Below are 21,550 nucleotides of genomic sequence, written 5' to 3' on the forward strand. Positions count from 1 at the left end.
CTCACACCGGCCGCCCCGGTGAGGGGTGTACGGGGGTGTGCCGAGCCGCGTGCACCAGCGGTCCCCACGCCTCGGTCAGCAGGGCGAAGTCCTCCATGTCGCCGCGGGCTTCGTCGAGAAGGCGTTCGCGGCGCGTGGCCAGGAGGTCGGCGAACTCGGCGTACGCGCCGCCCAGTTTCCGGTACGCCGTGTCGAGGGCGTCCAGCCGCTGGACGTTCTCGGTGCGGTCGAGCCGCGTGCTCTCGCGCACCAGCCGGGCGATGACGGACGCGCGCACCTGTCCCCGCTCGCCGGTCAACTCCGGGCCGGCCTCGGCCATCCCGTCGTAGACGACGTTGAAGTAGAGCATCGACAGCAGGAACTTGACGTAGCGCATCTGGTACGCCGTGAAGCCCGCGTCCGTTCTGCGTTCGCCGGTGTAGAAGTTGACGATGTTCCGGTTGTGCAGCACACCGGGCAGCGCGGCGTCGTGGACCAGGTGGATCAGGAAGTAGTCGCTGCCGATGGTGTCGGTGGCGGGTGGCAGCGGCACGTGTTCGTGCACCCCGTGGAAGCTGATGTTGCACATGTCCACGCGCATGGGGTCGACCAGGGCGAGCGTCGAGTGATCCCGGACGAACGGGTCCGTGCCCGCGCCGCGGAAGGACTCGTCGACGAGTTCCCTCTTCTGCTCGCCCGACCAGTGGCCGGGTGCCCACAGGCTGACCAGGTCGTAGTAGACGTCGCGGTCGATCCGGAGGATCTCGCCGATGTCCACGGACAGTTCGCCCACGAAGGAGCTGCCCACCATCGCGACCCGCTGGTCCGCGTGCTGTGCGCCGAGCGCGTTCTCGGTGACGTCGTGCGCGGCGTCGGCCGCTCGTCTGCCGAGCGAGGTGAGTTCGTGATGGATGGGGAAGACGGTCTCGCCGTTCAGGACCTGGTACCGGCTGTCGGAGTCCCTGCGGTGCACGGACTCGCAGTCGAGTGCGGCGGCGATGAGGAAGGCCCGGTTGGTGCAGGCGCCGTAGGAGAGGCCCGCGGGGAGCATCAGTTCCAGCAGGAGGTCGGGCTTCGTGGCTCCGGCCCGGCCGATCGCCCGCCGGAGGAAGTCCCGCTGCCGCGCCTCGTCCAGGTGGTGCACGACGATCCGCGGGCCGGCGGGAAGGCGGCGCACGGTCTCGGCGTGTTCCGCGTAGGCGGGTGCGTCGCAGGAGTCCAGGATCAGCAGGTGCACCTCGGTGTCGAAGTGCTCGGCCGCGTAGGCCGCTTCCTCACCGATGGCCTCGATCGTCGCGGAGCACGGCCTGTTGGTGGGAAGGGTCAGACATATTCTGCGCATGCCGCTTCTCCGACCGGCTCGTCCAGTTCCGCACTGTTCCAGGACGCGAGGCCCAGCAACTTGGCGCCCAGGTCGCTGAGTTCGGCCCTGCCGTACCGCAGGGACTCGTGTCGCACTGCGTCGCCGAGCAGGGTCGCGTTCCAGTCCGGTGTGCTGAGGGTGCGCCATGAGTCGACCCGTGAGTCCCTGAGGGCCTGGTGGGTCTCCAGCGCCGGCATCATCGACAGGTACTGCACCGCCCGCACGCCGTTGCGCGTCGAGGTGTTGGGGGCCACTCCGTGTGCCAGGAGGCCGTTGAAGATCAGCAGGTCGCCGGCCTCCAGTTCCGGTCGTACGACGGGGAGTTCGGCCCGGTCGATCCTCGGGCGGATCGGGTCACGGTCGTCCGGCTGGAGTGCCTTCCACCGGTCCAGCTGACGGAACAGCTCGGGGCAGCACTGGAAGCCGCCGAGTTCCGGACTGGTGTCGTTGAGCGCGATGATCCCCTGGACCCGCTGCGGCGGTATGCCGAGCGTGGTGTCGACGTCCCAGTGCAGCTCGATGTCGAAGCCCTCGTCCGTGCTCGGGATGAGGGCCCGGTCGCGGTTCCTGACGTTGGGCGGGTTCAGGTTGAGCCGGTCGAGGGTCACCCACAGCTCTTCGCAGTCCCATACGTCGACGAAGGCGTCGTAGACCCGCTGCGCCTGGCGGCTGTCCCAGAGGAGTTGGTGCTGGTAGGCCTCGACGAACCCGTAGATGTGCAGGTCGCGGTCAATGTCCGAGCGGTACTCGCGGTCCTCGTACCAGGTGTCCGGGCGCTCGGGGTCGAGTCCCTGGAAGTCCCAGGCGAAGTCCAGCAGGCTCCGGGCGGCGGAGGCGGGGATGGCCTGCTTCACCACGACGTAGCCGTAGGTCTGCCATAAGACGAGGTCTTCCTCGGACAGCACCCTGAGCGGGACGGTCTTCTTCAGGTCGCGCAGCGGGGTCCGCGCCAGATAGGTCTCGCCGTCCGAACTGAAGTAGGGGACGCGAGACGCGGATCGATGGAGATAGTCGTCAGGCATGGGCATATGCGGTGCTCCGAACCTCGGGTTTCCCCGTCGACGGAGATGTCGATGAGGACGACAAACGCGGTCACCGGTGGCTCGCGGCACGCGAATCGCGTGGATCCGGACGGGCGGCGGTCTGCGCAGCTCGCTCCCGGACGCGCACCGGCGCCGTACGACGGCGCCGGAAGCAGCGCACGTCGCACGGCATGAGGAGAGACGGTCGGCCTTGCAGGGTCACTGCATCGGGTGCCGCGCCAGCCCCCTCGAACTCGCGTGCCACTAACCTGGACTAGACCAACCGCCCTGTCAAACACGGCCGTTGACTGCGTGTCGCACCCAACTCGCCTGTACCGAAGGCCGGTTGAGGACAGCTGGAACGCGGCCACCTGGCACAACGACCCCGAGGCGACGCCTTCACGGCGACCCGACCCGCCTCTTGACAAGAGCGGTTAGCCTGAGCGGAGACTCATTGGTCTGTACCAAGTTGTGTCGTGGTGTCGATCCGCCGTCATCGGTGGCACCGACGCACGGGCCCTACCCGAAAGGCGAACGCACTCGATGGTCTCCAGCAAGCACAGCAAGGAGTTGCGGCGGCTGGCGCTCTCCGTCCTGCAGCCGGGGTTCGTGGGTACCGAGGCACCGGACTGGGTTCTGCGCGAGATCGGCGACGGACTGGCATCCGTCGTGCTCTTCTCCCGCAACATCGTCTCGCTGGACCAGGTCGCCCGGCTGACCGGCCAACTCCGCGCGGAGAAGCCCGAGTTGATCATCGCCATCGACGAGGAGGCCGGCGACGTCACCCGGATCGAGTCCGCGACCGGCTCCACCCGGCCGGGTAACTTCGCCCTCGGAACCGTCGACGACACCGAGCTGACCGAGTCCGTCGCCGCCGGCCTCGGCCGCCAGCTGCGCGCCATCGGCGTGAGCCTCGACTACGCGCCCAGCGCGGACGTCAACTCCAACCCCGACAACCCGATCATCGGGGTCAGGTCGTTCGGCGTCGACCCGAAGGTGGTGTCCCGGCACACCGCCGCGTGGATCCGGGGGCTGCAGTCGGCAGGGGTCGCCGCCTGCGCCAAGCACTTCCCCGGCCACGGCGACGTCGCCGTCGACTCCCACCACGGCCTGCCCACGTACGGCGCCGACCGCGAGGAGATCGCCGCCCAGGCCCTGCCGCCGTTCCGGGCCGCCCTGGACGCGGGAGTTCGCGCGGTGATGAGCGGCCACCTCCTGGTGCCCGCGTACGATCCCGACCTGCCCGCCACTCTCAGCCCGCGCATCCTGGGCGACCTGCTCCGCGGGGAGCTCGGGTTCCAGGGGATGACGGTCACCGACGCCATCGAGATGGGTGCCGTCACCGACCGCTACGGGATCGACGGCGCCACGGTGAGAGCGGTCGCCGCCGGTGCCGACGCGGTCTGTGTCGGTGGCGAGAACGCCGAGGAGGCGACCGTCGGCCTCCTCGCCGGCGCTCTCGCGGACGCCGTGGACCGCGGTGACCTCACCCGGGAACGGCTGGAGGAAGCGGCCGGGCGCGTACGGGCGTTCGCCGACTGGTCGGCCGGCCTGGTCCAGGCCGACACCGTCGACACGATCAGCAACGACATCGGCTTCACGGCCGCCCGCCGCGCCATCCGGCTGGCCGGAACGGCACGGGACGCCCTGCCACTGTCCGCCGCGCCGCACGTGGTGGAGTTCGTGGCCACCACCAACCTGGCCATCGGCAAGGAGACCCCTTGGGGTGTCGCCGCCCCGCTGAGCGAGCGGCTGCCCGGCACGACCACCGTCCGGGTGCGGCACCAGGAGCTGGACTCACGGACCGCCGCCATGAGCGCCCTGAAGACCTACGCGCTGGAACCGGCCGCCGGGCGCCCCCTGGTCGTGGTCGTCAGGGACGCCTCCCGGCACGAGTGGATGGCCCGCGCCCTCGCGGACCTCGTCGCGGCGCGTCCCGACGCGATCGTCGTGGAGATGGGCCTGCCGAGTGCCGCCGTTCCAGGCGCGGTACAGATCTTCACCCACGGCGCCACCGCCGCCTCCGGGGTGGCCGCCGCGGAGGTGTTGGCGGGGGCTCGGTAGGACGCTGGGCGGGGCCGGCCGGCCTCGCCGTCAGCCCGTTGCCGTCGCCGCTGCCCGGAAGGGGCGGAAGAACTCGCGCAGCTCTTCCGCGTACAGCTCAGGCTCCTCGAAGGGTGCGAAGTGGCCGCCGCGCGGGGGTTCGGTCACGCGCACGAGGTTCGTGGTGCGTTCGAGCCAGGCCCGCGGCGGGCGGACGACGTCGCCGCGGAAGAGCGAGAAACCGGACGGCACCTCGACCCGGCGGGCGAGCTGCGCGGGCGGGATCGCGCCGTTCGCGTTGTATATGCGCATCGACGACCCGATCGTCCCAGTGAGCCAGTAGAGCGTGACGTTCGTGAGGATCTCGTCCTTGGTGAAGGCCCGCTCCACGTCGCCGTCGCAGTCGCTCCACGCCCGGAGCTTCTCGACGATCCAGGCGGCGAGACCGGCCGGCGAGTCGGTGAGCCCGACGGCGGCGGTCTGGGGCTTCGTGCGGTGCATGGCGGCGTAGGCGCCCTCGGTCGCGCTCCAGGCCCCGACGCCCTCGATCCATGCGCGTTCCTCGGGCGCGAGGTCCGCCGGGTCGCCGGTGAAGACGGGCAGGCCGCCGTCCGTGCGGTGGACGGCCACGACCCGGTCGGGGTGGTCGAGCGCGAGGTAGCGGCTCACATGACTGCCGATGTCCCCGCCCGCCGCACCGAACCGCTCGTAACCGAGGACAGCCATGAGCTCGGCCCACAGTCCGGCCACGGCGATGGAGTCGAGCGGCGGGCCCGTGGGGCGGTCGGAGTACCCGAAGCCCGGCACGTCGGGAACGACCACGTCGAACGCGTCGGCGGGGTCGGCGCCGTGCGCGCCGGGATCGGTGAGGAGCGGGACGACCTTCGTGTAGCGCCAGAACGAGTCCGGCCAGCCGTGGCTGAGGACGAGCGGCAGGACCGGCCCGGTCGGTGCGACGGCCCGGGCGTGTACGAAGTGGATGCCCAGGCCGCCGAGCGGGACACGGAAACGGGGCAGCCGGGCGAGCGCCGCCTCCTGCGCGGGCCAGTCGAACCCGTCCGCCCAGTGAGCCATGAGCTCGCGGAGGTAGCCGATGTCGGTGCCGAGCGACCACCCGGCGTGCTCGGGCGCATCCGGCCAGCGCGTCGCCCGCAGCCGCGTACGGAGGTCGTCGAGCACCGAGGGATCGGTGTGCGGTACGAACGGCTCGGGGCGGGGCGAAACGTCCGACATGGGGCGCAGCCTACAAGTCACGCCCCTGCGCGTTCGCGCTGCGTCCACGGGGTGCCGGGGGTCACGGTGGCCCCGAAGCCCGCTTCCTCTCGACTTCCACGACGCCGGACACGGCGGCCTTGAGAATGCGGCGGAAGGTGGGGCATTCCATATGGCTCGGCGCGGGGCAGGCGGCGGCGTGCCGCAGGGAATCGCGCAGGACGCCCAGTTCGCGGATCGTCCTGTCCAGCTCATCCGCCTTGGCCGTGAGCATCTGCCGGTCGATGCGCGGCTGTCCGTCGGGAGCGATCATGCGCGCGATCTCGTCGAGCGAGAAACCGGCGGTCCGCCCCAGCGCGATCAGCGCCAGGCGCTCCAGTACGCCGGGATCGTACTGACGGCGCAGGCCCCGTCTGCCGACCGGGGTGATCAGCCCCTTCTCCTCGTAGAACCGCAGCGTCGAGGCGGGAAGCCCGGCGCGGTGCGCCACCTCGGAGATGTCCAGGTCTGTCATTCTCTTGACCTCAAGTCGACTTGAAGTAGCACGCTTTCACCCAGGACCGTCGAAGGCAAGCACAGGAGACGAACATGGACGTCACGCGCAGGACCGATGACGAGCAGACGACCCGTTGGAACGGGCCCGCCGGCAGTGCCTGGGTAGAGGCCCAGCCCCTGGTGGACGGGGTGCTCAAGCCCTTTGAAGACCTCCTAGTCGAAGCGCTGGCCGCCGGTCACGCGGGCCAGGTGCTCGACGACGACAGCTGTGTGCTCGACGTGGGCTGCGGCACCGGAACCACCACTCTGGCCGTGGCGCGGCGGCTCGGGGCGGCGGGTCACATCGTCGGCGTCGACATCTCCGAGCCGATGATCGGCGCCGCTCGGGCGCGCGCCGAGCAGGCGGATTCACCGGCGTCCTTCATCCACGCCGACGCACAGGAGTACGCCTTCGAACCCGCCACCTACGACGTGGTCATGTCGCGCTTCGGCGTCATGTTCTTCAACGACTCCGTCCGAGCCTTCGCGAACCTGCGGCGTGCCGCGAAGGACGGGGCCGAGCTCCGGTTCGTCGCGTGGCGCGGCCCGGCGGAGAATCCCTTCATGACGACGGCCGAACGCGCCGCGGCACCGCTCCTTCCGAACCTCCCCGCCCGCCGGCCGGACGAGCCGGGGCAGTTCGCCTTCGCGGACGCGGACAAAGTCCGGCGCATCCTGGCGGAGGCCGGTTGGACCGGGATCGACATCCAGCCGAAGGACGTGACCTGCACGCTCCCCGAGAGCGAGTTGATCCGCTACTTCTCCCGGTTCGGTCCGCTCGGCCTGATCCTGGGCGGGGCGGACGAGCAGACCCGCGCGCGGGTCGTCGAAACGGTCCGCGCCGCCTTCGAGCCCTTTGTGCAAGGCGCGGAAGTCCGCTTCACAGCGGCCAGTTGGCTGGTCGGCGCCCGAGCATCGTCCGCGTGAACGGGTGCCCGAAGGACCGGCCAAGCCCGGCCCGGCCCGCTCCCGAGCGGCGGTCCATGGCCCCGGCCGTCGCTTCGGGCGTCGATTCGACGACGTCCCGGGTCAGCGCCTGGCGAACTGAGCCCCGGTCGACTGCACGGCGTTCGCCGTCAACGCGACCCCGTTGAGCGTGAGTTGCTCTCCGAAGATGTCCGTGACCCTGATCGCGCCGCCGCACCCGCTGCCGTCGTCGGAGACGAAGTAGTTGTATTCGGCGCGCGACAGCTGACGCCAGCCGCTCCCCGCGCGTACTTCGAGCCGCGCCACCGGATTGCGGTGTCCGATGACCTGGATGCCGCACCAGTAGCGGCTGGACCCGGTCTTGTACCGGATCGAGACCGCGCCGGCGGCGCTCGGGCTCGCCAGCGTCCAGGTGATCGGGATCAGGCCGGCCGAGGGCTGGGCGAGTTTGGCGAAGGCCTCCGCGCTGAGGTCGATCTGACCGGGAGCGCAGTCCCCCGGGCACTCGTTGGTGATGCGGACCGTGATGGAGGCCCCGTTGGCCGCGCGGACGAGTACGTACGCCCCACACGCCTTGGCGGTCTCGTAGTCGGTGCTGTTCATCGCCCCGGTCAGTACGTCGCCGCTCGCGTCGTACATGCAGGCGCCCGAGCCGTCCGAGTCGTAGAACGTGGCGACTCCCCGGTACGTGGCACCGGGCCGTATGCGTCCCGCCAGCGGCGCGGACGCGGAACCGGTTCGCGGGGCGTCCGCGGCCGACGGCTTCGCCCGCGTGGCGGTCGGGCGGGCGGACTCCTTCCGCGGAGTCCTCTTGGCCGACGGCTTCACCGATGCTTCGGTCGCGCTGACGGACGCGGTCGGAGACACCGTCGCGGGCGGGACATCCCCCTGGGTGCCGGCGGCGGGCTTGGCCTCGGCGCCCCCGGTGTCGCCCTGGTGGTCGACAACCAGCCCCACGATCAAGGAGACGACGATCAGCGCCCCGGCCACCGCGATGAACAGCCACCGTCTGTGCACCGGACCTCCTTGACTGCCGCGACCTGCTTGCCGCGGGCGCGGGGTCAGCGATCGTCGCAGACCCGGGAGCAGTGCGGCAAGGATGAGTTTGTGGGGTGGTTGGGGCGCTGCCCCGTCAGATGGAGGTCCAGCGCCACGCCTTCGCGCTGAACGCGCACTTGATCCGCGCGCCGGCGGCGGTAGTGGTTGTCGCCCCGTGGTCGCTGTTCCGGCAGAACTGTCCCGCCGAGTAGCAGTTCCCCGAGTTGGAGACGACCGAGCATGTGCCGACGCTGTCCTGGCTGCCGCCACCACTGCCGCTGTCACTGTCACTGGCTGCGGCCTTGGCGGCCGCGGTCTTGGTCACGGTGACCGTGGGGCGGGGCTGCGTCTTGGTCTTGACGGTCTCGGTGACCGTCGGCGCGGGCTCGGGAGTGGCCGTCACGGTCGCGGTGATGGTCGTCGCGGGCTTGACTCTGGTCTCGACGGACTCCTGCCCGTCGCTGCCGCTGGCCGCGATGAGAGCGCCCGCGATGAACAGACCCGAGCCACCGACCCACATCAGAACGCGCTTGTGGAGCGGGCGGGAGTCGGGCGGGCGCGGCACCGGCGGTGCAGGCGGTGGTGTGGGTGTGTTGTACGGGCTGACCATCTCGTCCCCCAGGGCGTTTCAGGTGGAGTGACCGTAGTGCCCGACTGGTGATGCGTGGAGGACGTGTACGAGATGTGGCCATTCCGTGACCAGTGGCCCACCGGTACTCGTGTGCGGGATGGTGCCCCCAGGCCGCGATCGCGTGCAGTCCCCCTGGTCGTGGGGAGGGGCGGGTAACACCTGTTGCGGGAACGGCGAGGGGTATCGGTCCACGCTCTCCGCGATACCGACCCGTGACTCCGGCCCGATCGAGACTGCCCCTTCGGGCACGCCACTGTGCCTCGACGACCGGTGACGTCCGGCAGGTGGACCGCTAACGTCCGGGCGTGAGCCTGAACATCCCGCCGACACCACGCCCCGCCGCGCTGCCTCCGTACAGCCAGCCCGGCACGTGACCGAGGAGAGGGACGGCACGGCGTCCGTCCACGAGGCGGCCGGTCCGGCCGAACGAGTCGGCGGCGAAACCGCGTTCCGTCGGCACCGGACACGTACGGGATCGGCAGACCACGCCGGGCCGGACGGACCGACGGTCGCCGCGGCGCCCGAGGACGTCGTCATCGGCGAACCGCCGGGCCACGAACACTCTCGGACGACGCCGACCACGCCCACCGCGGACGAGAATCAACGGCCGCGACGCCGCGGCCCCGGACCCTTCACCCTGATCGTGGCGCCCAGTCTGCTGGCGCTGATCGGGGTGTCGGGATACCTGGCTCTGTCCGGCGGCTTCTCCCCCGAGCAGTCCCAGGGGCCGGATCCGGCGCAGACGTCCGTCGGCAACGTCGACGCCTCCTTCGTCCCTTGGCTGCGCAAGGCGGCCGATGCCTGCACGGTCGTCACCCCCTCCCTCCTCGCCGCCCAGATCGATCAGCTCTCCGGGTGGAGCAACGACAGCGCCAGCCTGTCGCAGCAGGGAATCGCAGGCTTCACGGACGCCCAATGGCGGACCTGGGGCCGGGACGACAACGCCAACGGCCGTTCCTCACCGCGCGATCCGGAGGACGCCATCATGGCCCTCGGCCGGCAGGACTGCTCTCTCGCCGAGAAGGTGACCGACCTCAGGACCGAGGGAACCGTCAGCGGCGACCTCGTGGACCTCACGCTCGCGGCGTACACGGTCGGAACGGACACAGTGAAGCAGGCCGGCCGCGTGCCCACGGACGCCCGCGCGTTCCTCAAGCAGGTCAAGGCGCGGCTTCCGCGGTACGACGCGCTCGTCCGTCGGACCCCCGACCAGAACGGCGGCCAGAACGCCTCCGCCGTACTGACCCATCCCGTCGGCACACTCACGGTCACCTCGTCCTTCGGATCGCGTACGCATCCGCTGACCGGGGTCACCAAGCTCCACACGGGAGTGGACTTCGGCGCACCTCAAGGGGCACAGGTGTCCGCCGCGCGCGACGGCCGGATCGAGTTCGCGGGCACGACCACGGCGTACGGCATCCGTGTGGTGATCGACCACGGCTCGATCGGCGGCAAGCGGCTGCAGACGACCTACAGCCACCTGTCCGCCCTTCAGGTCACGGCGGGCCAGACCGTGACCGCCGGCACCCCGGTCGGGATCGTCGGCTCCACGGGCCTGTCCACGGGACCCCATCTGCACTTCGAGGTACTGCTCGACGGCCAGTACATGGACCCGTTGCCCTGGCTCAGCACGGCCCGCTGAACCTTCACGCAGGCAGAAACGCAGGGGAGGCGACCGCAGCGGCTGTCCACCGCGGTCGCCTCCCCTGCGTACGAGGTTCAGCCGATGCGGTGCACCCGCTGGGTGGTGAGTTCGTAGCGGGCGCCGACGATGGCCAGCGCGCCCGAGTCCACCTTGGCGGCGAGGTCGGGCTCGGCCGCGAGGCGTGACCGTATGAGACGTATGTTGGCGTCGATCGTCGCGTCGATGCGCGCGTCGCCCTCCTTGCTCCGGTCGATGGCCGGGCTGATCTGGTCGGCCAAGTACTGGATGTGGGCGGGCAGTTCGTCGCCCGACTCGTCCGCCTGGACCGTGGCCTTCACGGCTCCGCACGACTGGTGGCCGAGCACCATGAGCAGCGGGATCCCCAGTTCGAGCACCCCGTACGCGAGGCTGCCGAGCACGGCCTCGTCGAGGACCTGGCCCGCGCTGCGTATGGTCATCAGGTCTCCGAGGCCCTGGTCGAAGACCAGCTCCGGAGGCACCCGGGAGTCGATGCAGCCGAGCACAAGGGCGAAGGGGTGCTGAGCGGTCGTCAGCGACTGCCGGACGGCGGGAGCCTCGTCGGGATGCCGCTCACGGAAAGTGCTCCAGCGGCGGTTGCCCGCGGCCAGCTCGCGCAGGGCCTCCTCGGCGGTGGTGGGCCGCTTGCGCGCGGCGGCGGTGGGGGGTGCGGCGGCCGCGGGTGCGGCGCCGACGGCCAGGCCGGCGCCGAGGACCGCGGTCCCGGTGAGCGCGGCGCGCAGGAGGGAGCGCCGGGCGGGGGGTGTCGCGCCGGAGAGCGGGGCGACGGATGCCGTCCGCGACGCGCGGACAGCTCTGTGGGGTGCTGGGTCAGAGATCACGAACGGGAACGTACGTCCGACCCGACACCCCTCCGTTCAGCTTGCCGAATCATGGACGGGCATCGACGAGCCATGATCAAGTGTTGAACCGTTCTTGGGTACTCCGAGGTGAGCCGTTGGCCAGAGTTCGGGTGGCGGAACAGCCGGACCCGAGCAGACGCCTACGACGTACACCGAGCGTGGGTCAGGAAGCGCTGTCGCGCACGTCCAGGTGGGACCACAGGTCCTCGACCGGCGGCTCCCCGGCGGCCTCTTCCGCGGCGACCGCCGCGGCGGCCTCCATCTCGGCACGCTTCGAGAACGCGACGGCACGGCGGGCCTTGGCGATGACCTCGGCCTGCTCCGCACCGAACCTCGCGGAATCGAGCCGGGCGTTGAAAGCCGTCAGCACCTCGGGGTTCATCACCTCGAGCGCGGCGCGCAACTCGGCGAGCGTCTGCGGGCCCTCGGCGAATTCAAGCTGGTACGGGTCCGATTCGAGCTGGTACGGATCCGAGTCGGCCTGCGGGCTCGGCTCGTGCGGTAGCGCGGACATGTGCGTGACCTCCGGTCTTGATGGCTCCACGGTACGCGGTTGATGTTCCCCGCCGTGCACGGGTACGAACGATCAGCAGCCCCCTGGCGACTCATTGACTCTGAGGCACGAGATGAGCGCGGAGCGTGACATCGACGAGAGATCCGGTCACGAAAGCCCCTCGTCGCGCCGGAGGTGGCGAAGAACACGTCTGAGCGAAATGCGCGGCCCGCCCGCCTGGAAGCCGCTCCGCCTCAGTGCGACTGACGCATCATCACACTCCCGCCAAATCCCTTGCGGCACAACCCCGTTGGGCCCGCCGACAAGAGTGCGGGACCACGGAGAAAGATCAAGTATGTCCATGATCAGGCGGCGATGTCGCTTTCCATACCGGGCGCCGCATTCGAGACCACCACTGGCGTTCACCGCGCGCGGGCACATACTCAGTCATGCGCTGCTGCTTCTCGGCTCCCCTCGCGGCCATGTCGGCCCTGCCCTCTCCCTGTGAAGTCCTACGTTCCGGCGCCCTCCTCGCCCCCACGCTGCTGCGGGCCGCCGCCGGAGCCCTCCACGGGTCCGTACGCAAGAGCCACGCCCATCACCCGGACGCCCTGGCTGCCGTCCATCTGGAACTGGTCACCCTGACCGAGGACCGCGCCGTCATCACCTGGTACACCGGGGTGCCCGGCACCAACGACGGGCTGGGCCACATGCTCCCCGCCGTCACGGAGGGTGAGGTCGTCTACGGCACCCACCCCGCCCGGCTGGACCGCAGCGCGGCGGAGGACCGGGCCACGGCGCACCACCATGTCGAGCTCACGGACCTGGAGCCGGGGCAGACGTACTACTACCAGGCCCGCTCACGGGGCGCGGCGGCCACGCCCACGCCGCTGCACCTCATCCGCGGCAACGCCGTCGGCACCAACCGCTACGGGCTCGGTTCGAGCGGGGGTCCGTACTCCTTCACCACACCGCAGCCCCCGCCGGGGCGGCATCTGCTGTCGATAGCGCTCTGCAACGACTTCCACATCGGGGAGACCACCGCCGGTCTGATGGCCGGCCTGCCCCTGCTGCGTGGCGTGGCGCAGGAGCCCGGGCTCGCGCCGTATCCGGAGATCATGAGCCGGGCCCTCGTCGAGGAGGCCCGGCGGCGCGGGGCGGATCTGCTGCTGGCCGCGGGGGACATCTCGGCCGGCGGCGCGCCGCGGGACCTGGCGGAGGCCAAGCGGATCCTGGACGGCTTCGGCAGTCACGGACAGGACTACTTCGTCGTACGCGGAAACCACGACCGGCCCCGTCACCGGGACGCGGGCGACTCCTTCCGCGAGAGGTTCCTCGGCGGCGGGGGGCCCGCGTACTTCGCCCGCGACCTCGGCGGACTGCGGATCATCGGGCTCGACACGTACGAGAAGGACGGCAACGGCGCCGACGCCGGCGGGCTCGGTGACGAGCAACTGTCCTGGTTCCGGGCCCGGTTGAAGGAGCGCGGGGACCAGCCCACCGTCGTGTTCGGCCACCATCCGCTGACCGTGCGGGACTCCCTCTTCCCCGTGGGCGGCGGGCAGCGTCTCGGCCGCCGCCAGGCCCGCGCCATCCTCGACGCCTACGCCTCCGCGCCCGGTGTCTTCCTCCACCACGCGGGCCACACCCACCGCAACAAGCGCACCCTCCTGCCACAGGCCCCGCACGTCACGTTGCAGGAGGTCAGTGCCGCCAAGGACTATCCCGGCGGTTTCTGCCTGCTCCGGATCCACTCCGGCGGCTACGCTCTCAACCACTACAAGACCAGCAGCGCCCCGGCCCGCGAATGGGGCGAGCGCAGCCGCCGGGTGGCCGGGGGGCTGTGGCCGCACCACGCCCTGGGCCGCGCGGTCGCCGACCGCAACAGCGTGACCGCCCACGACCTGTCCGGCGTCAGCCCTCTCAGCCTTCCGGCCCCGGCCCGAGCGCTATGAGGTCGCGGTCGCCGGGAGGTCGGGGCGGATCGGGTGGGCGTCGGGGGCGGCCGGGAGGGTGAGGACCATGGTGAGGCCGCCGCCGGGGGTGTCCTCGGCGGTGAGGGTGCCGCGCATCGCCTCCGCGAAACCGCGGGCGACCGCGAGGCCGAGGCCCACTCCGGCGCCGCGCGGGGCGTCGCCGTGGCGCTGGAAGGGTTCGAAGATACGGTCCTTGGCCGCGTCCGGGACGCCCGGGCCGCGGTCCACCACCCGGACCTCCACACGGTCGGCCATGGCACTCGCCGACACCAGGACCCGTTCCTCGGCGGCGCTGTACTTCACCGCGTTCTCGACGAGGTTGGCGACCGACCGCTCCAGCAGGCCGGGGTCGACGGCGACCATCGGCAGCGTCTCGGGGATGTCCAGTTCCACGCTGTCCTCGGGGATTCCGCCGAGGGCCATCGGGACGACCTCGTCGAGGTCGATCTCGCGGATCAGCGGCGAGACCGTGCCGGTCTGGAGCCTGGACATGTCCAGCAGATTGCCCACGAGGTTGTCCAGGCGGTCGGCGCCCTCCTCGATGCCTTCGAGCAGCTCCGCCTGATCCTCCTCCGACCAGGCCACGTCCTCCGAACGGAGCGAGGAGACCGCGGCCTTGATGCCGGCGAGCGGGGTGCGCAGATCATGGCTGACGGCGGCGAGGAGGGCGGTGCGGATGCGGTTGCCCTCGGCCAGCGCACGTGACTGGTCTGCCTGGGACTGCAGCCGCTGGCGGTCCAGGACCACCGCGGCCTGCGCGGCGAACGCGGCGAGCACCCGCCGGTCCTCCGCGGGCAGTACCCGCCCCGACAGCGCGAGGGCCATGTGGTCGCCGACCGGCATGTCGACGTCCGCGTCCTCGGGGCTCCGACAGGGCCGCGGGCCCACGCTGCCCGCACAGGTCCACGGATCGACGTCGCTGTCCCGTTCCAGCAGGGCGACCGACTCCATGCCGAACGTCTCCCGGACCCGCTCCAACAACGCCTCCAGGCTGGTCTCCCCGCGCAGCACGCTGCCCGCCAGGACCGAGAGGATCTCCGACTCGGCCCGCAGCCGGGCCGCCTGATGCGTACGCCGGGCCGCGAGGTCCACCACGGAGGCGACCGACACGGCGACACCTATGAAGATGGCGATGGCGACGATGTTCTCGGGGTCGGCGATCGTCAGGGTGTGCACGGGCGGGGTGAAGAACCAGTTCAGCAACAGTGAGCCCACCACGGCCGAGGCCAGCGCCGGGTGGAGTCCGCCGAGCAGGGCCGCCGCCACCGTGAGCGTCAGGAACAGCAGCATGTCGTTGGCCAGGCCGACCGAGGGCGTGACGCCGGTGAGCAGCAGTGTCAGGAGGGCGGGGCCGCCCACACCCACCACCCAGCCCCAGACGACCCGGGACCGGCCGAGCCGCGCGCTCCGGGCGACGGGCAGACCACGCCCTTTGCCCGCCTCGCCGTGGGTGATCAGGTGGACGTCGAGGTCGGGCCCCGACTCCCGGGCGACCGTGGCTCCGACGCCCGGGCCGAACACGTACTGCCATCCCTTGCGACGCGACACCCCGAGGACTATCTGCGTGGCGTTCACCCCGCGCGCGAAGTCCAGGAGGGCCGTCGGTATGTCCTCCCCTATGACGTGGTGGAAGGTGCCGCCCAGGTCCTCCACGAGGGTGCGCTGGACGGCGAGTTCCTTCGGGGAGGCGGAGGTCAGTCCGTCGCTGCGGGCGATGTAGACGGCCAGTACCTCGCCCCCGGCGCCCTTCTCCGCCAGCCGGGCGGCCCGGCGGATCAGCGTACGGCCCTCGGGACCGCCGGTCAGACCGACGACGATCCGCTCGCGGGAGCCCCAGATCTTCGACACCCGGTGCTCGTTGCGGTACTCGGTCAGGTACTCGTCCACCCGGTCCGCCACCCACAGCAGCGCCAACTCCCGCAGGGCGGTCAGGTTTCCGGGGCGGAAGTAGTTGGACAGTGCCGCGTCGACCTTGTCCGGCTTGTAGATGTTGCCGTGCGCCATCCGGCGGCGCAGCGCCTGCGGAGACATGTCGACCAGCTCGATCTGGTCGGCCCGCCGCACGACCTCGTCCGGCACGGTCTCCTGCTGTCGTACGCCGGTGATGGACTCGACGACGTCGCCCAGCGACTCCAGGTGCTGGATGTTGACCGTCGTGATCACGTCGATGCCGGCCGCGAGGAGTTCCTCGACGTCCTGCCAGCGCTTGGTGTTGCGCGAGCCGGGGATGTTGGTGTGGGGCAGCTCGTCGACGAGGGCCACCTGGGGGTGCCGGGCGAGCACCGCGTCCACGTCCATCTCGGTGAAGACCGTGCCCCGGTACTCCAGTTCCCTGCGGGGTGTCTGCTCCAGGCCGTGCAGCATCACTTCCGTACGCGGCCGGTTGTGGTGCTCCACGAACGCGACCACGCAGTCGGTGCCCCGCTCCACACGGCGATGCGCCTCGGAGAGCATCGCGTACGTCTTGCCGACGCCCGGCGCCGCACCGAGGTAGATCCGAAGCTTGCCGCGTGCCATCGTCTCGTCTCTTCGTCTCCACGGGCTTCAGCCTTCGAAGCGGTAGCCCATGCCCGGTTCCGTGATCAGGTAGCGGGGGTGGGAGGGGTCCGTCTCCAACTTGCGGCGCAGTTGCGCCATGTAGACCCGGAGATAGTTGGTCTTGTTGCTCTGGGAGACGCCCCACACCTCCTGGAGCAGGTGCTTCTGCGTGATGAGCCGCCCGGGGCTGGTGACCAGGATCTCCAGCAGGTGCCATTCGGTCGGCGTGAGGCGTATGTCGTGGCCGGCCCGGGTGGCCCTCTTGGCCAGCAGGTCGATGGTGAAGTCGTCCGTCGTGACCATGGCGGTCTCCCGGGCGAGCGGTGCGGTCTCGGTCCGGCGGACGGCGGCCCGCAGCCGGGCCAGCAGTTCGTCCATGCTGAACGGCTTGGTCACGTAGTCGTCGGCACCCGCGTCCAGCGCCGCCACCTTCTCGTCGGAGGCCCGGCGGGCGGACAGCACCAGGATCGGTACGCGGGTCCAGCCGCGCAGGGCCCTGATGACGTCCACACCGTCCATGTCCGGCAGGCCCAGGTCGAGGACGACCACGTCGGGCCGGCGCGCGACGGCGAGACGGAGCGCGGTGGCGCCGTCGGGTGCCGGGTCCACTCCGTACTTGCGGGCCTGAAGGTTGATCACCAGGGCCCGGACGAGCTGAGGGTCGTCCTCCACCACCAGTACCCGGGTCATCGGCGTACACCTTTCCTGTTGGGCGGAGGGCCGGGATCGTGCCGAACAAGCCTCACGGCTACGGGAGTTGACGAGACGAGGTACCGGCCAGGCCGCCAACTCCCGCATGGTGCGCGTAAGGCCATCAGCTCTTCGCCACAAGTTCCTTGAGCGCGATGTTGAGTTGGAGGACGTTGACCGTGGGCTCCCCGATGAAGCCGAGGGTGCGGCCGTCGGTGTGGTCGTCGACGAGCTTCTGCACCTCGGCGACGGGGAGGTTGTTCTTCTCCGCGACGCGGTGCACCTGGATGCCGGCGTACTGCGGGGAGATCGCCGGGTCCAGGCCGGAGCCGGAGGACGTCACCGCGTCGGCGGGTACGTCGGAGGGCTTGACCGTGTAGCCGGGCACCGAGTTGTCCTTGATGACCTTGGCCTTCGCCTCCGTGACCCACTTGATGAGGTCGGCGTTGTCACCCGAACGGTTGGTCGCGCCGGACAGGATCAGCTTGTACTGGGTGTTGACGGAGTTCGTCCCCAGACCGTTGGCGGGCCGCGGCTGGAAGTAGTCGAGGCTGTAGCCCTGTTGGCCGATCAGAGAGGAGCCGACGACCTGGCCGTTCGCCTTGATCTCCGAGCCGTTCGCCTTGCCGTTGAACAGGCCCTGGGCGACACCCGTGATCGCCAGCGGGTAGAGCGCCCCGCAGATCACGGTCAGGACGAGCAGGGCGCGCAGGCCCGCTCCCAGCAACCGGGCGGTGTTCGTGACGGAGTTGTTCATGAGGATCAACCGATTCCGGGGATCAGAGAGATGATCAGGTCAATGAGCTTGATGCCGATAAACGGGGCGACGAGCCCGCCGAGCCCGTAGATCCCCAAGTTGCGCCGCAGCAGGCGGTCCGCGCTCACCGGCCGGTACTGCACACCCCGTAGAGCGAGCGGCACCAGCGCGATGATGATCAGCGCGTTGAAGATGACCGCGGACAGGATCGCGGAGTCGGGCGAGGACAGCTGCATGATGTTGAGCTTGTCCAGGCCCGGATAGACCGCCGCGAACAGCGCCGGGATGATCGCGAAGTACTTCGCGACGTCGTTGGCGATGGAGAACGTCGTCAACGCGCCCCGGGTGATGAGGAGTTGCTTGCCGATCTCGACGATCTCGATGAGCTTGGTCGGGTTGGAGTCGAGGTCGACCATGTTGCCGGCCTCCTTCGCGGCCGACGTGCCCGTGTTCATCGCCACGCCGACGTCCGCCTGGGCCAGCGCGGGCGCGTCGTTCGTGCCGTCGCCGGTCATCGCGACGAGCTTGCCGCCCGCCTGCTCCCGCTTGATGAGGGCCATCTTGTCCTCGGGAGTGGCCTCCGCGAGGAAGTCGTCGACGCCGGCCTCGTCCGCGATCGCCTTGGCGGTCAGCGGGTTGTCACCCGTGATCATGACGGTCTTGATGCCCATGCGGCGCAACTCGTCGAACCGCTCGCGCATGCCGTCCTTGACGACGTCCTTGAGGTGGATCACGCCCAACACCCGGGCGCCATCGGCGTCTTCGACCGCCACGAGCAGCGGAGTGCCGCCCGCCTCGGAGATCCGGTTGGCCAGGGTGTCGGCGTCCTCGGACACCTCGCCGCCCTGCTCCCGGACCCAGGCCATGACCGAACCGGCCGCGCCCTTGCGGATCCTGCGTCCGTCGACGTCCACGCCCGACATCCGGGTCTGAGCGGTGAAGGCGATCCACCCGGCGCCGGACAGCTCGCCCTGGCTCCGCTCGCGCAGCCCGTACCTCTCCTTCGCCAGGACGACGATGGAGCGGCCCTCGGGCGTCTCGTCGGCCAGCGAGGAGAGCTGGGCGGCGTCGGCCAGGACGGCGTCTGCGGTACCACTCACCGGTACGAACTCGGCGGCCTGGCGGTTGCCGAGCGTGATGGTGCCGGTCTTGTCGAGAAGGAGGGTCGACACGTCGCCCGCTGCCTCGACTGCCCTTCCGGACATGGCGAGTACGTTCCGCTGCACCAGTCGGTCCATGCCAGCGATGCCGATCGCGGAGAGCAGCGCGCCGATCGTGGTCGGGATGAGACAGACAAGCAGGGCCACCAGGACGACCATGGTGAGGTGCGTGCCCGCGTAGTCCGCGAACGGCGGCAGCGTGGCGACGGCCAGCAGGAAGACGATCGTCAGCGAGGCGAGCAGGATGTTCAGCGCGATCTCGTTGGGTGTCTTCTGCCGGGCGGCGCCCTCGACCAGGGCGATCATGCGGTCGATGAAGGTCTCGCCCGGCTTCGTCGTGATCTTGATGACGATGCGGTCGGACAGCACCTTCGTACCGCCGGTGACCGCGGACCGGTCGCCGCCGGACTCGCGGATGACCGGGGCCGACTCACCGGTGATGGCCGACTCGTCCACGGACGCGACGCCCTCGACGACGTCACCGTCGCCGGGGATGATGTCGCCCGCCTCGCAGACGACCAGGTCGCCGACGCGCAGGTCGGTGCCGGGCACCTGCTCCTCGGAGCCACTGTCCTTGGACAGCCGGCGCGCGACGGTGTCGGTCTTGGCCTTGCGCAGGGTGTCCGCCTGGGCCTTGCCGCGGCCCTCGGCCACCGCCTCCGCCAGGTTGGCGAAGATGACGGTGAGCCAGAGCCAGGCGCTGATGGCCCAGCCGAACCAGTCGCCCGGATCCTTGAAGGAGAACACGGTCGTCAGGACCGAGCCCACCAACACCACGAACATCACGGGGGACTTGACCATCAGCCGCGGGTCGAGCTTGCGACAGGCGTCCGGCAGCGACCTCAGCAGCTGCTTCGGGTCGAAGAGACCCGCGCCGACGCGGCCCTCAGCGGACTTGTGCCCGGTGGGTACATCGCTGTGCGGCGCCCGGGTCGGAGTGGCTGTGGACATCGAGCCCTCTTGATCTTCTGAACGGGACTTGTCTGTGCGGGTGGTCATGACGCCAGCCCCTCGGCCAGCGGCCCCAGCGCTAGCGCCGGGAAGTAGGTCAGACCGGTGATGACGAGAATCGCGCCCACCAACAACCCGGTGAACAGCGGCTTTTCGGTGCGCAACGTGCCCGCGGTCGCGGGCACCGGCTTCTGCTCGGCGAGCGAGCCTGCCAGGGCGAGCACGAACACCATCGGCAGGAAACGGCCGAGCAGCATCGCCAGACCCAGCGTGCTGTTGAACCACTGCGTGTCCGCGTTCAGACCCGCGAAGGCCGAACCGTTGTTGTTCGAGGCCGAGGTGTAGGCGTACAGGATCTCGGAGAAGCCGTGCGCCCCGCTGTTGGTCATCGAGTTGCCCGGGGTCGGCAGGGCCATCGCCGCGGCGGTGAAGACGAGCACCAGTGCCGGGGTGATGAGGATGTAGCAGGCGGCGAACTTGATCTCGCGGGTGCCGATCTTCTTGCCCAGGTACTCGGGCGTACGGCCCACCATCAGACCGGCGATGAACACCGCGATGATCGCCATGATCAGCATGCCGTAGAGGCCGGATCCGGTACCGCCGGGCGCGATCTCGCCGAGCTGCATGCCGAGCATGGTGATGCCGCCGCCGAGTCCGGTGAACGAGGAGTGGAACGAGTTCACCGCGCCGGTCGAGGTCAGTGTCGTCGCCACCGCGAAGATCGACGAGGCGCCGACTCCGAAGCGGGTCTCCTTGCCCTCCATCGCCCCGCCCGCGACGTCGAACGCCGGGCCGTGGTGGGCGAACTCGGTCCACATCATCAGGGCCGTGAAGCCGATCCAGATGGTGACCATCGTGGCGAGGATCGCGTAACCCTGCTTGAGCGAGCCGACCATCCGGCCGAAGGTCCGCGTCAGCGCGAACGGGATCAACAGGAGCAGGAAGATCTCGAAGAGGTCGGAGAACGCGTTGGGGTTCTCGAAGGGGTGGGCGGAGTTGGCGTTGAAGTAGCCGCCGCCGTTGGTGCCCAGCTCCTTGATGGCCTCCTGGGAGGCGACCGCGCCGCCGTTCCACTGCTGCGAACCGCCGGTGAACTGGCCGACCTCGTGGATGCCGGAGAAGTTCTGGATCGCACCGCACGCGACGAGCACGATCGCGGCGATCACCGCGATCGGCAGCAGGATGCGGACGGTGCCGCGGACCAGGTCGGACCAGAAGTTGCCGAGCTCACCGGTGCGCGAGCGCGCGAAGCCGCGCACCAGCGCGACGGCCACCGCGATACCCACCGAGGCGGACAGGAAGTTCTGCACCGCCAGGCCGCCGGTCTGTACGACGTGGCCCATGGCCTGCTCGCCGTAGTACGACTGCCAGTTGGTGTTCGAGACGAACGACGCGGCGGTGTTGAACGCCTGGTCCGGGTCGATCGAGGAGAAGCCCAGCGAGCCGGGCAGGCTGCCCTGGAAGCGCTGCAGCAGGTACAGGAACAGCACACTCACCGCGGAGAAGGCGAGGACACCGCGCAGGTACGCGGGCCAGCGCATCTCCGTGTTGGGGTTGGCGCCGATGCCCTTGTAGATCCACTTCTCGACGCGCAGATGCTTGTCCGAGGAGTAGACCTTGGCCATGTAGTCGCCGAGGGGAACGTAGGCGAGGGCCAGTGCCCCTATGAGCGCCAGCAGCTGAAGGATGCCGGCAAGTACGGGACCCATA

17 protein-coding genes are annotated in these 21,550 nt (G+C 70.2%); 4 read left to right on the forward strand and 13 right to left on the reverse strand.

Annotated elements, in window-relative coordinates; genetic code table 11:
- Position 1 precedes the first annotated feature (1 nt).
- Together ACH4YP_RS38040 and ACH4YP_RS38045 are read right to left on the reverse strand one after the other, a co-directional pair.
- Positions 2–1,321 carry a DUF6271 family protein gene (locus tag ACH4YP_RS38040; RefSeq protein ID WP_398495544.1) on the reverse strand — a complete coding sequence of 440 codons (1,320 nt, stop codon included), beginning with the start codon at positions 1,319–1,321 and terminating at the stop codon, positions 2–4.
- Positions 1,303–2,370, reverse strand: coding sequence for a phytanoyl-CoA dioxygenase family protein (locus ACH4YP_RS38045; RefSeq protein WP_361069329.1), 1,068 nt, complete (start codon positions 2,368–2,370; stop codon positions 1,303–1,305). The genes ACH4YP_RS38040 and ACH4YP_RS38045 overlap by 19 nt, the downstream gene beginning before the upstream one ends.
- 537 nt (positions 2,371–2,907) lie before the next feature.
- Between ACH4YP_RS38045 and ACH4YP_RS38050 the strand changes: the two genes are divergently transcribed.
- The gene (locus ACH4YP_RS38050) at positions 2,908–4,428 is read left to right on the forward strand and encodes a glycoside hydrolase family 3 N-terminal domain-containing protein (protein WP_361069326.1); all 1,521 of its coding nucleotides are present in this window, start codon (positions 2,908–2,910) and stop codon (positions 4,426–4,428) included.
- Positions 4,429–4,458: 30 nt separating this feature from the next.
- Here the strand turns inward: ACH4YP_RS38050 and ACH4YP_RS38055 are convergent, their stop codons facing one another.
- Together ACH4YP_RS38055 and ACH4YP_RS38060 are read right to left on the reverse strand one after the other, a co-directional pair.
- Positions 4,459–5,640: an epoxide hydrolase family protein gene (locus ACH4YP_RS38055; RefSeq protein WP_398495546.1), complete on the reverse strand. Its 1,182-nt coding sequence runs from the start codon at positions 5,638–5,640 to the stop codon at positions 4,459–4,461.
- Between the two features lie 61 nt (positions 5,641–5,701).
- Positions 5,702–6,133 (reverse strand): helix-turn-helix domain-containing protein, encoded by a 432-nt coding sequence (locus ACH4YP_RS38060; protein ID WP_398495548.1) that lies wholly within the window; start codon positions 6,131–6,133, stop codon positions 5,702–5,704.
- Positions 6,134–6,207: 74 nt separating this feature from the next.
- Here ACH4YP_RS38060 and ACH4YP_RS38065 point away from each other — a divergent pair, with 74 nt between their 5' ends.
- On the forward strand, positions 6,208–7,080 hold the full coding sequence (locus tag ACH4YP_RS38065) for a methyltransferase domain-containing protein (protein WP_361069317.1): 873 nt from the start codon (positions 6,208–6,210) through the stop codon (positions 7,078–7,080).
- A 102-nt stretch (positions 7,081–7,182) separates the two neighbouring features.
- Here the strand turns inward: ACH4YP_RS38065 and ACH4YP_RS38070 are convergent, their stop codons facing one another.
- Positions 7,183–8,097 (reverse strand): expansin EXLX1 family cellulose-binding protein, encoded by a 915-nt coding sequence (locus ACH4YP_RS38070; RefSeq protein ID WP_398495550.1) that lies wholly within the window; start codon positions 8,095–8,097, stop codon positions 7,183–7,185.
- 115 nt (positions 8,098–8,212) lie between these two features.
- Positions 8,213–8,728, reverse strand: coding sequence for a hypothetical protein (locus ACH4YP_RS38075; RefSeq protein ID WP_398495552.1), 516 nt, complete (start codon positions 8,726–8,728; stop codon positions 8,213–8,215).
- Between the two features lie 556 nt (positions 8,729–9,284).
- On the opposite strand from ACH4YP_RS38075, the gene ACH4YP_RS38080 reads away from it, so the two are divergent.
- Complete coding sequence (locus ACH4YP_RS38080; RefSeq protein ID WP_398495775.1) at positions 9,285–10,391, forward strand: M23 family metallopeptidase; 1,107 nt, start codon at positions 9,285–9,287, stop codon at positions 10,389–10,391.
- Positions 10,392–10,468: 77 nt separating this feature from the next.
- Here ACH4YP_RS38080 and ACH4YP_RS38085 read toward each other — a convergent pair whose 3' ends face one another.
- Positions 10,469–11,254, reverse strand: a complete 786-nt coding sequence (locus ACH4YP_RS38085; protein WP_361069305.1) for a carbonic anhydrase — start codon at positions 11,252–11,254, stop codon at positions 10,469–10,471.
- Positions 11,255–11,438: 184 nt separating this feature from the next.
- Positions 11,439–11,789: a hypothetical protein gene (locus ACH4YP_RS38090; RefSeq protein WP_361069302.1), complete on the reverse strand. Its 351-nt coding sequence runs from the start codon at positions 11,787–11,789 to the stop codon at positions 11,439–11,441.
- A 428-nt stretch (positions 11,790–12,217) separates the two neighbouring features.
- Between ACH4YP_RS38090 and ACH4YP_RS38095 the strand changes: the two genes are divergently transcribed.
- The gene (locus ACH4YP_RS38095; RefSeq protein WP_398495554.1) at positions 12,218–13,723 is read left to right on the forward strand and encodes a metallophosphoesterase; all 1,506 of its coding nucleotides are present in this window, start codon (positions 12,218–12,220) and stop codon (positions 13,721–13,723) included.
- Here the strand turns inward: ACH4YP_RS38095 and ACH4YP_RS38100 are convergent.
- From ACH4YP_RS38100 to kdpA, 5 genes are all read right to left on the reverse strand, one after another.
- A complete protein-coding gene (locus tag ACH4YP_RS38100) occupies positions 13,718–16,261 on the reverse strand; it encodes a DUF4118 domain-containing protein (RefSeq protein ID WP_398495556.1) in 2,544 nt (847 codons plus the stop codon). The genes ACH4YP_RS38095 and ACH4YP_RS38100 overlap by 6 nt on opposite strands.
- 27 nt (positions 16,262–16,288) lie before the next feature.
- Entirely contained in the window at positions 16,289–16,972 is a 684-nt protein-coding gene (locus tag ACH4YP_RS38105) for a response regulator (protein ID WP_398495557.1), read from the reverse strand.
- 124 nt (positions 16,973–17,096) lie between these two features.
- Complete coding sequence (locus ACH4YP_RS38110) at positions 17,097–17,729, reverse strand: potassium-transporting ATPase subunit C (RefSeq protein ID WP_361060603.1); 633 nt, start codon at positions 17,727–17,729, stop codon at positions 17,097–17,099.
- Between the two features lie 5 nt (positions 17,730–17,734).
- A complete protein-coding gene (gene kdpB, locus ACH4YP_RS38115; protein ID WP_398495559.1) occupies positions 17,735–19,888 on the reverse strand; it encodes a potassium-transporting ATPase subunit KdpB in 2,154 nt (717 codons plus the stop codon).
- Positions 19,885–21,549 carry a potassium-transporting ATPase subunit KdpA gene (gene kdpA / locus ACH4YP_RS38120; RefSeq protein WP_398495561.1) on the reverse strand — a complete coding sequence of 555 codons (1,665 nt, stop codon included), beginning with the start codon at positions 21,547–21,549 and terminating at the stop codon, positions 19,885–19,887. The genes kdpB and kdpA overlap by 4 nt, the downstream gene beginning before the upstream one ends.
- Position 21,550: the final 1 nt, after the last annotated feature.

The organism is Streptomyces sp. NPDC020747 (assembly GCF_044334695.1).
Lineage (GTDB): Bacteria > Actinomycetota > Actinomycetes > Streptomycetales > Streptomycetaceae > Streptomyces.